This window comes from Roseateles toxinivorans, assembly GCF_004362525.1.
GTDB classification, from domain to species: Bacteria; Pseudomonadota; Gammaproteobacteria; order Burkholderiales; family Burkholderiaceae_C; genus Paucibacter; species Paucibacter toxinivorans.
Window position 1 is genome coordinate 812,460 of sequence record NZ_SNXS01000003.1, and the last position, 12,171, is coordinate 824,630.

The 12,171-nt window shown below is 66.7% G+C and carries 12 protein-coding genes and 1 tRNA gene; 5 read left to right on the forward strand and 8 right to left on the reverse strand.

Annotation, left to right across the window (positions count from 1 at the left end; translation table 11 throughout):
• Positions 1–7 precede the first annotated feature (7 nt).
• The 5 genes from DES47_RS15050 (at position 8) to DES47_RS28745 (ending at position 3,407) form a co-directional block, all read left to right on the forward strand.
• Positions 8–403, forward strand: a complete 396-nt coding sequence (locus DES47_RS15050; protein ID WP_243748313.1) for an AtuA-related protein — start codon at positions 8–10, stop codon at positions 401–403.
• A complete protein-coding gene (locus tag DES47_RS15055; protein WP_133701514.1) occupies positions 400–1,377 on the forward strand; it encodes a Bug family tripartite tricarboxylate transporter substrate binding protein in 978 nt (325 codons plus the stop codon). The genes DES47_RS15050 and DES47_RS15055 overlap by 4 nt, the downstream gene beginning before the upstream one ends.
• A 58-nt stretch (positions 1,378–1,435) precedes the next feature.
• Positions 1,436–1,512, forward strand: a tRNA-Arg gene (locus DES47_RS15060).
• A 306-nt stretch (positions 1,513–1,818) separates the two neighbouring features.
• Positions 1,819–3,102 (forward strand): phospholipase D-like domain-containing protein, encoded by a 1,284-nt coding sequence (locus DES47_RS15065; RefSeq protein ID WP_133701588.1) that lies wholly within the window; start codon positions 1,819–1,821, stop codon positions 3,100–3,102.
• A 131-nt stretch (positions 3,103–3,233) separates the two neighbouring features.
• Positions 3,234–3,407 (forward strand): hypothetical protein, encoded by a 174-nt coding sequence (locus DES47_RS28745; RefSeq protein WP_166652009.1) that lies wholly within the window; start codon positions 3,234–3,236, stop codon positions 3,405–3,407.
• Here DES47_RS28745 and DES47_RS15070 read toward each other — a convergent pair whose 3' ends face one another.
• From DES47_RS15070 to DES47_RS15105, 8 genes are all read right to left on the reverse strand, one after another.
• Positions 3,408–3,638: a DUF2789 domain-containing protein gene (locus DES47_RS15070; protein WP_133701589.1), complete on the reverse strand. Its 231-nt coding sequence runs from the start codon at positions 3,636–3,638 to the stop codon at positions 3,408–3,410.
• 228 nt (positions 3,639–3,866) lie between these two features.
• Positions 3,867–4,397 carry a hypothetical protein gene (locus tag DES47_RS15075; RefSeq protein WP_133701515.1) on the reverse strand — a complete coding sequence of 177 codons (531 nt, stop codon included), beginning with the start codon at positions 4,395–4,397 and terminating at the stop codon, positions 3,867–3,869.
• Between the two features lie 34 nt (positions 4,398–4,431).
• Entirely contained in the window at positions 4,432–4,749 is a 318-nt protein-coding gene (locus DES47_RS15080) for a hypothetical protein (protein WP_133701516.1), read from the reverse strand.
• A 133-nt stretch (positions 4,750–4,882) separates the two neighbouring features.
• On the reverse strand, positions 4,883–6,157 hold the full coding sequence (locus DES47_RS15085) for a PQQ-dependent sugar dehydrogenase (RefSeq protein WP_133701590.1): 1,275 nt from the start codon (positions 6,155–6,157) through the stop codon (positions 4,883–4,885).
• A gap of 1,119 nt (positions 6,158–7,276) precedes the next feature.
• Positions 7,277–8,404 carry a CaiB/BaiF CoA transferase family protein gene (locus DES47_RS15090; RefSeq protein WP_279537336.1) on the reverse strand — a complete coding sequence of 376 codons (1,128 nt, stop codon included), beginning with the start codon at positions 8,402–8,404 and terminating at the stop codon, positions 7,277–7,279.
• Positions 8,405–8,410: 6 nt separating this feature from the next.
• Positions 8,411–9,757, reverse strand: coding sequence for an HlyD family type I secretion periplasmic adaptor subunit (locus tag DES47_RS15095; protein ID WP_133701517.1), 1,347 nt, complete (start codon positions 9,755–9,757; stop codon positions 8,411–8,413).
• Complete coding sequence (locus DES47_RS15100; RefSeq protein WP_133701518.1) at positions 9,750–11,477, reverse strand: type I secretion system permease/ATPase; 1,728 nt, start codon at positions 11,475–11,477, stop codon at positions 9,750–9,752. The genes DES47_RS15095 and DES47_RS15100 overlap by 8 nt, the downstream gene beginning before the upstream one ends.
• A gap of 90 nt (positions 11,478–11,567) precedes the next feature.
• On the reverse strand, positions 11,568–12,128 hold the full coding sequence (locus DES47_RS15105) for a PEP-CTERM sorting domain-containing protein (protein ID WP_133701519.1): 561 nt from the start codon (positions 12,126–12,128) through the stop codon (positions 11,568–11,570).
• Positions 12,129–12,171 lie beyond the last annotated feature (43 nt).

The following is a 12,171-nucleotide window of genomic DNA, read 5'->3' on the forward strand; positions in this document are numbered from 1 at the left end:
TAGCGCCATGACCAAGCTCACCGTACCCCTGCACCGCGCCGCCCACGGCCGCACCGGCGACAAGGGCAACCGCTCCAATATCAGCGTGATCGCCTGGCACCCGCTGCTGTGGCCGCTGCTGGTGGAGCAGATCACCGAAGCAGCGGTGCTGCAACGCTTCGCCGGGCGCCGGCCTAGCGCAGTCAAACGCTATGTGCTGCCTCAGCTGCAGGCAATGAACTTCGTGCTGGACGAGGTGCTGGATGGCGGCGTCAACGACGCGCTGAACCTCGACAGCCATGGCAAGGCGCTGTCCTTTCTGCTGCTGGACCTGCCGCTGCTCGTGCCCGATGAGTTGGCGCACTGCCTGGTCGGCTCCGCCACCGATGTGATTCCAACAACCCCTTCAGGAGACAAGACATGACCCCCTTCAACAAGCTGCCACTCGCCCGCCGCACCCTGTTGGCCGCTGCGCTGCTGCTGCCCGCGCTGGCGAGCGCCCAGGGCTATCCGGCCAGGCCGGTCACCTTCGTCGTGCCCTTTGCCGCCGGCAGCGCCACCGACCAGCTGGCGCGGGCGCTGGGTCAGGCGCTGAGCAGCGAGACCAGGCAGGCGGTGGTGGTGGACAACAAGGCCGGGGCCAGCGGCATGCTGGCCGCACAAAGTGTGGCCCGTGCTGCGCCCGATGGCTACACGGTGCTGATCACGACCAACACCACCCACGCGGCCAACGAGCATCTCTACAAGAAGCTGTCCTATGACCCGGTCAAGGACTTCGCGCCGGTCACCGCCATCGGCAAGGGCTCGCAGGTGATGGTGGTCAATGCCGCCTCGCCGTACAAGACGGTGGCCGATGTGCTGGCCAAGGCGAAGAGGGAGCCGGGCAAGCTGACCTTCGGCAGCGGCAGCTCGTCCAGCCGCGTTGCCGGTGAGCTGTTCAAGCAGATGGCCGGTGTCGATCTGCTGCACGTGCCTTACAAGAGCAACCCGCTGGCCGTCACCGATCTGCTGGGCGGCCAGATCGATCTGATGATCACCGACAACGCCACCGGCTTGCCCCATGTGAAGTCCGGCAAGCTGCGGGCGCTGGGCGTGTCCACCGCGGCGCGCTCGCCGCTGCTGCCCGAGGTGCCGACCATAGACCAGGCCGGCGTCAAGGGCTACGACATGGGTTACTGGTTCGCCGCCTATGTGCCGGCCGGGACGCCTGCGGCCGTCGTGGCGCGGCTGCGCGATTTGCTGATCGCCGGCACTGCCGCTCCTGCCGCCAAGAGCTTCTTCGAGTCGACCGGCTCCGAGGCCTTCACGACCACCTCGGACGGTCTGGCCAAGTTCCAGCAGGAAGAGGCGCTGAAGTGGGGCCGCGTCATCAAGGCGGCCGGCATCGAGGCCGAATAAGGCTAATCTTCCCCGCTCGGCGGAATGAGGTCATTTGCGATGTATAATGCAAAGCTGCGCGGCTGTAGCTCAGCTGGATAGAGTACTTGGCTACGAACCAAGGGGTCGTGGGTTCGATTCCTGCCAGCCGCACCAGAATAAAAAGAGAATCAACGGGTTAGACGTGTAAGCGTCTAGCCCGTTTTCCGTTGCTGGTTCGTTTTTGGTTGGATTGTCATCCCCGTTGCGCCGCGCTTTTGTGTGCGCTGCCCCACAGACGCCACAGGCGCCAGCGGCTACCGTTCCATGATGAGCACCCTAGGGGCTGAAAGAGCCCGCGCACATCATGACTTCGCCTCCTGCTGACCTGCTCATTCCCTCTCGCGTTCCGCACGTCAAGGAAGATCAGAACGAGGGGGCCAGTTCTTGGCCAACCTGCTGACCCATTGGCCGTTCGCGAACATGCGTGGCGCGTCTCCTTCGATCTTGGTGGCAGGTGTGGTGAGCGGCCTGTGCCTCCTTACCGGCCTGCTGGTCGCGAACTTCCTCGGCGGCGAGACAAAGATCGAACGCCGCATCGAACGGCTCTACCCGCTCGATGCCCCGCGTTTCACGCACGAGCTGGGCGTGCTTCTCGGGCCACCGTTTCTTCAGGGGAACGAGGTGCGCGCGCTGCTCAACGGCGACGAGATCTTTCCGCCCATGCTGGCGGCGATAGGCGCGGCCAAGGTGTCGATCAACTTCGAGACTTATATCTACTGGTCGGGTGACATCGGCCGCGAATTTGCCTTGGCCCTGGCCGAGCGGGCGCGTCAGGGCTTGAAGGTCCATGTGCTGCTCGACTGGGTGGGCAGCGCGAAGATGGACGACAGCCTGGTGGCCGAGATGACCCAGGCCGGTGTCCAGGTCCGGCGCTTCCATCCGCCGCACTGGTCGCACCTGGGGCGGCTGAACAACCGCACCCACCGCAAGCTGCTGGTCATCGACGGCCGCCTGGGCTTCACCGGTGGCGTCGGTGTGGCGCCGCAGTGGACCGGCCACGCACAGGACCCGACCCATTGGCGGGACACGCACTTCGAAGTGCTTGGCCCCGTTGTCGCGCAGATGCAGTCGGTCTTCATCGACAACTGGATCAAGGTCACGGGCGAGGTGCTGCACGGCCCGGACTACTTTCCAGTGCTCGCCCCTGCGGGCCCGGCGGCGGCGCAGATGTTCAGCAGCTCGCCCAGCGGCGGCAGCGAAAGCATGCAGCTGATGTACCTGCTGGCCTTGACGGCGGCCTCGCGGTCGATCGACCTCTCCGCGGCGTACTTCGTGCCGGACCCGCTGACACTGAAAGCGCTGCTTGCCGCGCTCAAGCGCGGTGTCAGGCTGCGCATCATCGTTCCTGGCCAACACATGGACAGTGAGGCCGTGCGCAGCGCATCGCGGGCCACCTGGGGACCGCTGCTCAGCGCGGGCGCCACCATCGCCGAGTACGGCCCCACGATGTACCACTGCAAGCTGATGATCGTCGACGGCCTGCTGACATCGGTCGGCTCGACCAACTTCGACAACCGCTCGTTCCGTCTCAACGACGAAGCGACTTTGAACATCGTCGACAAGGGCTTCGCGAGCGCCCAGACCTTGGCCTTCGAAGCCGACCTCGCGCTAGCACAGCGGGTGAGCTACGCCGAGTGGCAGGCCAGGCCGGCACGAGAGAGGCTAGGCGAATGGCTGGCTTCATTGATAGGAACACAACTTTGAGAAGAGGTATGCGTATGTCCCTGAATCAGAGAACCAGGCGTCCGGTCGGCCGCCAGCTAGCCACCCCGCCTCGCGGTGCCGGCACCCCAGGGCCGGCCAGCGGGCTGGCGCTGCCCCATGAGCGTGATGAGTTGAACCACGCAACCACCACCGTGAAACCCGATCCCGCGATGGTTCAGGCCAAGCGCGATCTCGATGCCGGCATGGTCGACACCGATATGCGTGCGACACCTGGCCTCGATAGCGAACGCCGCAACAGCCTGGTTCCCGGCCCGGGTGGCAAGCCGCCGTCGCGTTTGACGTAATCAGTGCAGTGCAAGATTCAACTGGTCGATGACTTCGGCCCAGTCGGCGTCGTCCTTGAGCTGCTCTTTCAGCAGGGCCGATTGCGCCGGTGTCCAGAACGCGGCGTCGGCCAGTTTGATGTTCCCGGGCAGCGGACGGTGCGAGTCGATGAAGGCTCGTATGCTTTCGTTGTCGGACGGCAAACCCAGTTGGGCGAACAAATCGGAAAACGGGTGAAAAGAGGAATCCATCGAGGCTCCAGAAAAGACAGCGGCAAAGTGGAGCCCGATCTCATGCTCCTTGCCTGCAAGTGACGTCGCCACCTTCAGACACGCATGGTGAAGAGGCAGTGAAAGGACGATACGCCGATTTGACCCTGGGTGTGCCCGACCCGATTTGAGGCAGGCGATCGGGCAGGATCCACAAGCGAACCGGGAGTCGTAGACGCCTAAGACAGGCCCCTGGGGCCTGTCCAGGGGTCAGCGATAGACGTGCTGGCCCTTGTTGTCCTTCCAGCTTTGCTCCACGTGCAGGGCATCTTCTTCGTTGCGCGTGCGCAGGCCCATCAGGATGCCACCGTTGCGGATGCCTTCCTCGTAGTCCTTGACCCGCTCCTCGGGCATGCTCCAGCCAATCAGCGCACCGACGAGGCCGCCGCTCGCTGCGCCGGCGCCGGCGCCGGCAATGGCCGCGGCCAGCGGGCCTGCTATCACCAGCCCCAGGCCCGGCAGGGCCAGTGTCGTGCCAACCGCGGCGATGGCGGCAGCGATCGCGCCGAGTGTGCCTCCGATGGCGCCGCCAACGCCGGCACCCTCAGCGGCCTTGTTGCCCAGTTCCGTCTCCACGCCGGTGCCGACGAAATGCCGGTTCCGCGTATCGTCGGACATCACCATATTGACGTCGCCGCTCGAATAGCCTCGGTCATTGACCGTGCCATAGGCTGCTTCCGCGCTGGCGCGATCGGGGAAGAGGCCGGTGACCAGACGGCCATTGTTGTTGCTTGTATCCATAGTGTTTCCTTGAAGTGTGAAGGTTGCGGCCGTATCAACGGCTCGCGGGGGAAGTAGCAGGAAGAGCCGAGGTGGCCCGCGGATACGGCGCAGATGCGCCTGGCGACTTGGTGATCGCACGTGCCTTGTCGGCCGCGGAAGGGCCGGTGCGCACGACCGTGCCCACATCGGAGCGAGGCACGGCCTGTTGAACCGCCGAGGCGGCGGCCTTGGGCGAGACGCCTATGACGGTGCTTGGCTGACTGGCCGTCATGCCGGCCGGTGGCGCGGCCACCTGGGCGAGAGCAACGCCGACAACTGAAAGTGCGAGCGTGCCGCCAACCAGGGAAATGCTGGTGAGGGAGAGAGACATGGTGGGTTCCGGTTGTGATGGACGCGAGGGCCGGGCGGGATATACGGCGACCCGGCTGTGAACAAGTCGAAAGTGCCGACACCGCTACCGTGGCAAGGCGCGTTCCCGACCGGTCGGGCCGTCTGCGTGCCAATCAGCGCTTGCCGCTGCCCGTGACACGCCAGATCACGTTGCCGACGTCGTCGGCCACCAGCAGCGCGCCGCGTCGATCAAGCGCCACACCGACCGGCCGGCCCATGGCCTGGCCCTCGTCGTTGAGGAAGCCATCGAGCACGTCCTGCGGCATGCCCTGCGGCTGGGCCCCGGCAAAGGGCACGAAGATGACCTTGTAGCCGCTGCGGGGCTGACGATTCCAGGAGCCATGCTGGCCGATGAACATGCCCTGGGCGAAGCGCTCGGGCAGACTGTTGCCCGCCGCCGCGACCAGGCCCAGTGAGGCCGTGTGCGCGCCGAGCCCGTAGTCGGGCACCAGGGCCTTGCTGACAAGATCGGGCCGCTGCGGCCTGACGCGCGCATCGACATGGCCCCCGAAGTAGCTGTAGGGCCAGCCATAGAAGCCGCCGTCGCGCACCGAGGTCAGATAGTCGGGGACCAGATTGTCACCGAGCTCGTCGCGCTCGTTGACCACGGTCCACAGGGCGCCGCTGCCCGGTTCCCAGGCCATGCCGACCGGGTTGCGCAGGCCAGAGGCGAAGACCCGGCGCGAGCCAGAGGCCAGATCGATCTCGAGGATGGCGGCGCGGTCCTGCTCGGCCTCGATGCCGTTCTCGGCCGCATTGCTGTTCGAGCCGACGCTGGCGTAAAGCTTGCTGCCATCGGCACTGGCGACCAGGTTCTTGGTCCAGTGGTGGTTGATCGGTCCTCCGGGCAGTTCTGCGACCTGGACCGGCGGACCCGCCAGCTGCGTCTGCCCGGACTTGTAGTCGAAGCGGACGATGGCATCGGTATTCGCGACATAGAAGCGATCGCCGATCAGGACCATGCCGAACGGCGAGTTCAGGCCCTCGGCAAAGGGCAGGCGCAGGTCGGCCACGCCATCGCCGTCGGTATCGCGAAGCAGGGTGATGCGGTTGGCGCTCGGCACGCCGGCCCCGGCCTTCTTCATGAACAGCTTGGTGAACCATGCCTTGAGACCCTGGCCGTCCTTGGGCCGTGGCGGCGCATTGGTCTCGGCCACCAGCACATCGTTATTCGGCAGTACATAGATCCAGCGCGGATGGTCGAGGCCGGCGGCGAACGCTTGCACGCTCAAGCCCGCCGCCGGTTTCGGTTGCACGCCCGCGGGCCATCCGACCGCCTTGGCGACGTTGACGGTCGGGATCAGGTAGGCCTCGGGTGCAGGCAATGCGGGGTTGCTGCCGTAGCCGACGGCGCCGGGCTCGGCGCTAACGGCCGCCGCGGCAGCCATGGTGAGGCCCAGCGCCCAGCCGAGCTTCAGCGACGAGGCTCGGTAGGAGCAAGCCGCAGCGGTGGCGGACGAGAGTCGAGCGGGCATGGGCTTCCTGGTGTCTGGTTGGGCTGCAAGGCGAGGTCATTCAGCTGCTCAACAGCAATCGACGTGCCTGACCCACGCAGACAGGTCAGGGCCTCATCGGGAACGCGGCTTGCTCTCCCGTAATACCGGCCACTGTGCCCTTTCAACATAGGCAGCGCTGAGGCGCTGAGAAGACCATGATGACGATGTCGTGCGCCGCAGCGGTGCCCAAACAGGACGTTCCCCCGATGTCGACGCCGGAGGTGCCGCAACCGCCGCCCGAACGGCCCGATCCGCGACCGCCCGAGATCCAGGAACCAACGCCGTCGCGGCCGCCTACCCCGATCGGAGACCCGCCTGGCGTTGCTCCTGAGCAATTCATCTGAACCGGCGAACGGGCATACCGCTTGCCCTGTCGAAGTGAGCGGATGCACCCTGGCGTCCGCATTACCCACCTAGGAGATCACTATGGGCAAGTACCTGATCGCATGGCTGCTTGGCGTTCCGGGCATCATTCTGGTCCTGCTGTACTTCTTTTTCAGATGAATGCCAAGGCTCCTCAGCCTGCCGACCTGATCGCACCGGTCGAGTCGGAACTGGGTGAGGAAGATCCCGGCAGTGCGCTCGACGGCTTGGTCGCGCCGGAGCCCCGGCCGGTCACGCCCGGGCCAGGCCCTGCGAAGCATCGAAAGACGGATACTCCTGGCGAGGATGAAGCGCTCGATCCGGTGGGGCGGCCGCCACGCTGATTCAATCGGTCATCGGTTCGGCGGGCGCGCCAATGGCTTCTGGCGCAATATGGCCTCCACGCCTCGCATCGTCCGGATCTGCCTGTTCCTAAACCAGCCGCTCTATCTGGGGCCAATCGGCAAGAGCGGCAAGAGCGGCAAGGTTTACGCGCTGCTGCGCGAAGCGATGGTGGCAGACGCCAGCATTGGACCCTGCGCACGATGGGCGAGCGCCTCGCTGTCAAGAACGCCTGGCAGGCTTTGCCCAAGAGCGCCAGCCAGTTGCTGGCGTCGGCAATGCACGTGCTGGATATCGCCCCAACCTCTAGCTCGGCAGATCGCTCCTGAGCAGACCCAGTTCCTGCAGGATGTCCTGCGTGTGCGCGCCCGGCTCGGGCGGCGATTGCGGTGCGCGCGCAGGGGTTCTTGAGAAGCGCGGGGAGGGCGCTGGCTGCAGGACCCCATCGACCTCGACAAAATTGCCGCGCGCCCGGTTGTGTGGGTGTTCCGGCGCTTCGGCCAGGCTCAGCACCGGGGCCACGCAGGCGTCGGTTCCCTCGAGCACGCCGCACCAGGCGTCGCGGGTTCGTGTCAGCAGGCGCTCGGCCACACGGGCGCGCAGCTCGGGCCAGTCACGCACCTGGTACTGGCGCGAGGCGTCCACGTCGTCGAATCCCAGGCGCCGCAGCAGCTCGGCATAGAACTGCGGCTCGATCGCGCCGAGGCTCAGGTGCTTGCCGTCGGCGCATTCGAAGCTGTCGTAGAACGGGGAGCTGTGCAGGAAGAAGTTCTGCTCGGGGGCATCGCGCCAGAAGTTTTGTGCACGCAGGCTGTGGATCAGCGTGGCCATCGTGTTGACGCCGTCCACCATCGCCGCATCGATGACCTGGCCGCGGCCGGAACTGCGCGCCTCATGCAGTGCGCAGACCAGGCCGAAGGCCAGGAACAGCGCGCCGCCGGCCATGTCGCCGATCATCGTCGCGGGAATCGTCGGTGCCGCGCCGGCACGGGCCGACAGGCTCAGCACGCCGGTCAGCGCGACATAGTTGATGTCATGCCCGGCCGCCTGGGCCAGCGGGCCGCTCTGCCCCCAACCGGTGACGCGGCCATAGACCAGGCGCGGATTGCGCGCCAGCGTCGGCTCCGGCCCCAGGCCCAGGCGTTCCATCACGCCGGGGCGATAGCCCTCGATCAGGCCGTCGGCGCGGTCGAGCAGGCGTTGGGCGGCCTCCAGGTCGGCGGGCAGTTTCAGATTCAGCGCGATCGAGCGCTTGCCGCGGTTCAGCATGCCGCCAGCGCCCACACTCAGTGCTGTGCCGGCGCGTTCGATGACGATCACCTCGGCGCCCATATCGGCCAGCAGCATGCCGCAAAACGGCCCGGGGCCGATGCCGGCGAATTCGACGATGCGCAGTCCGGCCAGCGGGCCCGTGGAAGGCGAGGGGTGGGTCACGGGTGCTCAGCGCTCCAGCCAGGCCTTGCGGAAGCTGTCCATCAGCGGCTGCAGCAGGTAGCCGAAGAAGGTGCGCTCGCCGGTGCGGATGAAGATGTCGGCCTGCATGCCGGGCTGCACCTTCTGCTCGCCCAGGCGCTCCAGCTCGGTCTTGGGCACATCGAGCTTGACAGTGAAATAGCTGAGCTCGGTGCGCGGGTCCAGCACAGCGTCAGCGGACACGTAGGTGACGCTGCCATTGAGCTCGGGCGTGGTCCGGGGGTTGAAGGCATGCAGCTTCAGGCCGGCCTGCTGGCCGACCATCACCCGGTCGATATCGGCGGGCAGCACGCGGGCTTCCAGCACCAGGCGGTCATCGCTGGGCACCAGCTCCATGACCACTTCGCCGGGGCCGATCACGCCGCCGGCCGTGTGTATCTTCAGCTCGGTGATGGTGCCGCTGACCGGTGCGCGCAGCTCGGTCAGCTCCAGCGTGCGCTTGGTGGCGCTGGCGCGCTCGATCAGCTCGTAGTTCTCGGACTGCACCTTCTTCAGCTCGTTGGCCACCTCTTCCTGGAAGGCGCGGCGCACCTGGAACTTTTTCAGCTCGCGCTCGCTGATGGCGGTGCGGCCCGAGGCGACCTTGGAGACCAGCTCGTCGCGCTCGCCCTTGAGCCGGGCGATGTCGCGATCGACGGCGCGCAGCCTGGTCTTCTCGACCATGCCCTGCTTGTCGAGATCGATCAGGCCCTTGAGGTCGTTCTCCAGGCTTTCGATCTGCTCGTTCTTCGAGCGCTGCTGCGACTGGAAGCCGGTGATCTCGTTGCGCAGCGCGGCGACCTGCTCGTCCAGAATACCCAGTTCGCCGGCCCGCGAGCTGCGCCGCGCGGCGAACATGGCCTGCTGGGCGCGCAGGATCTGCGCCACCTGCTCGTTGTCGGCGCGCTGGGTCAGCTCGGTCGGGAACTCGATCGTGGATTTCTCATCGCGCTCGGCCTTCAGTCGCGCCTCGGTGGCCAGGGCCACATCTCGGCCGCCGACGACCACGCCGTGGGCCGCGCCGGCGCGGGTTTCGTCGAGCTGCACCAACACGTCGCCGGCCTTCACCGTGCTGCCGTCCTGTACCAGGATCTTCTTGACCACGCCGCCCTCGGCATGCTGGATCTTCTTGCGGCTGGTGTCGACCTTGACCGAGCCCTGGGCGACCACGGCAGACGACAAGGGCGCCAGGGTTGACCAGACGACCGACACGCCTATCGTGCCGGCAATGATGGCCAGACCGATCAGGTTCCAGCGGCGGCCGTCCTGGGCGGCGCGCTCGTCGCCGACGACCAGCCTGGCCAGTGCCTGATCGCGAAGGCTGACATCAGCCATTGCGTGCTCCAGAGGATTCGACCAGGGTCGCGGGGTCGGGTCTTGCGACCACGCGGCGGGTGATCTGCGGCATCACCTCGGCGGTGGGGCCGTAGTTGGCGATCTGGCCGTTCAGCATCACCAGCAGGAAGTCGGTGCCGCCCAGCAGGGCCGGCCGGTGGGCGATGACGATGACGGTGCTGCCCAGCGCACGCAGCTGCTCCATCGCCTGGCGCACGGCGTTCTCGCCCTCGGCGTCGAGGTTGGAGGTGGGTTCGTCCAGCACGACCAGCGGCGGTGTGCGGTAAAAGGCTCGGGCCAAGCCGACGCGCTGGCGCTGGCCGCCGGACAGATTGGCACCGGCCGCGCCGATCTGGGTTTCATAACCCTGGGGCAGGGCCAGAATCATAGTGTGGGCACCGGCCAGCTGCGCGGCCTCGACCACCTTCTCCGGGTCGACGGCGCCGAAGCGGGCGATATTGTCGGCCACGGTGCCAGGGAACAGCTCGATGTCCTGCGGCAGATAGCCGATGTGCGGGCCGACGTCATCGCGCCGCCAGTCGGCGATATTGACGCCGTCCAGCCGCACCACGCCGACGGCCGGGCGCCAGACGCCGACGGCCAGCCGGGCCAGCGTCGACTTGCCGGCTGCGCTGGGGCCGGTGATGCCCAGGCACTTGCCGGCCTCAAGCTTGAAGCGCAGGTCCTGCACCGTCAGCCGCCGCGCCTCGGGCGGGCCGCCCGACACGCCATCGAACAGCAGCAGGCCGGCCGGCTTTGGCAGGGGCATGGCCTCGGGTTCGGGCTTCTGGCCGGCCACGTCCCTGGACAGGCGGCGGTAGGCCTCCCGGGCCTGCAGAAAGCCGCGCCAGCCGGCGATCGCCGCCTCGATAGGCTGAAGGCCGCGGCCCATGATGATGGAGGCGGCAATCATCACCCCGGCCGAACTCTGCTGCTGTATCACCAGCCAGGCGCCGACGCCCAGGATGGCGATCTGCAGGAACAGGCGCACCGCCTTGGCCACGGCCGCCACATTGCCGGCACGGTCGCTGGCCACGCCCTGCAGGCCGATGCCGAAGTCATGCCGCTCGCGCCACAGCCGGGTCAGGGCGGGCAGCATGCCCATCGCCTTGATGACCTCGGCATTGCGCGCCGACACCTCGGCGAACTGGGTGCTGGCCGACATCTCCTTGCCCGCCTCGGCCAGCGGCGCGCGCGTGCTGCGCTCGTTCCAAAGGCCCAGCAGGAACAGCACGATGCCGCCGATCAGCGCCACATGGCCCAGCCAGGGATGGAGCAGATAGACCAGCCCGATATAGATCGGCGACCAGGGAGCGTCGAGCAGGCTCAGCATCGTGGCGCCGGTGGCAAAGCCGCGCACATTGTCGAGGTCGCGCAGCGACTGGCCGCTGCGCCCGGCCGCCAGCGTGCCCGAGAACACCAGGCCGGACAGCTGGGCGTCCAGCCGAGCGCCCAGGCGCACCAGCAGGCGCGAGCGCACCACCTCCAGCGCCGCCAGCGTGGCCAGGCAGGCGGCGGCGAACAGCGTCAGGTAGAGCAGGGTGGCGCCGCTGCGCGAGGCCAGCACGCGGTCATAGACCTGCAGCATGTAGACCGAGGAGGTCAGGGCCAGCAGGTTGATGAAGAAGCTGAAGAAGGCCACCTGCCTGAGCGTGGCCGAGGTGACCTGCACCGCCCGGCCCAGCGGCGTGTCCAGCGGGGGGCGTTCAAATCCGAACATGGCGCGGCCGGCGGTCCGGCTGGAGGCTTGCGGGCGGGGTTTCCGACGGTTTGAGCGGGCTCGTGTGGATGCAGGTGCGGCGCATGCGCTTCAGTGTACCGGCCGGCGGCGCAGCACAGGCAACAGTGCCAGACCGCCCAGCATCAGCGCCCAGGTGCCGGGCTCGGGGACCAGGGAGCCTTGGAGGCTGAAGGCGACGGGCTCGGCGCTGGAGTCGCTGGTGGTGGCTTGCCAGAACCAGCGCACGTCCTCGCTCTTGTTCCAGATGGCAATCTTAGTGGCGGTCAAGGGACTGTCGGGGACATCAAGCACGTACTGCGTAATGCCATTACCGGCCGAACTGGTGGTCAGGATACCGGACAGAGGGGTCGCACTGCCATCAAGGAAGACCTCGATGCTGCTGTCGCTGCTGCCGAAATTGTAGTAACCCCACCAAACGACCTTGTCGAGAATTGCATTGGCCACCGGCGTGAATGTCTGCTCATACGCGAAGGCAGTATTGAAGTCGGACTCGATGCCATTGATGCCGCCCAGGTATGGCGTGAAATCTCCATTGACCAGTTCTGCCGCGTGGCTGCAAAGCGCCGCGCCTGACAGTACAGCTGTGACTACGAACTTGGATGCGGTCTTGCAAAGTGTGGCGTACATCATGGACTCCCGGTTGGGCGGTAAAACGTGATTAATTGAATTGGAA

What these genes read in the sequence shown, in the direction of transcription:
- DES47_RS15055 (WP_133701514.1), top strand. Translation starts at nt 400, where the DNA reads ATGACCCCCTTCAACAAGCTGCCACTCGCCCGCCGCACCCTGTTGGCC.
- DES47_RS15065 (WP_133701588.1), top strand. Translation starts at nt 1,819, where the DNA reads ATGCGTGGCGCGTCTCCTTCGATCTTGGTGGCAGGTGTGGTGAGCGGC.
- DES47_RS15075 (WP_133701515.1), bottom strand. Translation starts at nt 4,397, where the DNA reads ATGGATACAAGCAACAACAATGGCCGTCTGGTCACCGGCCTCTTCCCC.
- DES47_RS15095 (WP_133701517.1), bottom strand. Translation starts at nt 9,757, where the DNA reads ATGGCTGATGTCAGCCTTCGCGATCAGGCACTGGCCAGGCTGGTCGTC.
- DES47_RS15080 (WP_133701516.1), bottom strand. Translation starts at nt 4,749, where the DNA reads ATGTCTCTCTCCCTCACCAGCATTTCCCTGGTTGGCGGCACGCTCGCA.
- DES47_RS15100 (WP_133701518.1), bottom strand. Translation starts at nt 11,477, where the DNA reads ATGTTCGGATTTGAACGCCCCCCGCTGGACACGCCGCTGGGCCGGGCG.
- DES47_RS15050 (WP_243748313.1), top strand. Translation starts at nt 8, where the DNA reads ATGACCAAGCTCACCGTACCCCTGCACCGCGCCGCCCACGGCCGCACC.
- DES47_RS15105 (WP_133701519.1), bottom strand. Translation starts at nt 12,128, where the DNA reads ATGATGTACGCCACACTTTGCAAGACCGCATCCAAGTTCGTAGTCACA.
- DES47_RS15085 (WP_133701590.1), bottom strand. Translation starts at nt 6,157, where the DNA reads ATGGCTGCCGCGGCGGCCGTTAGCGCCGAGCCCGGCGCCGTCGGCTAC.
- DES47_RS15070 (WP_133701589.1), bottom strand. Translation starts at nt 3,638, where the DNA reads ATGGATTCCTCTTTTCACCCGTTTTCCGATTTGTTCGCCCAACTGGGT.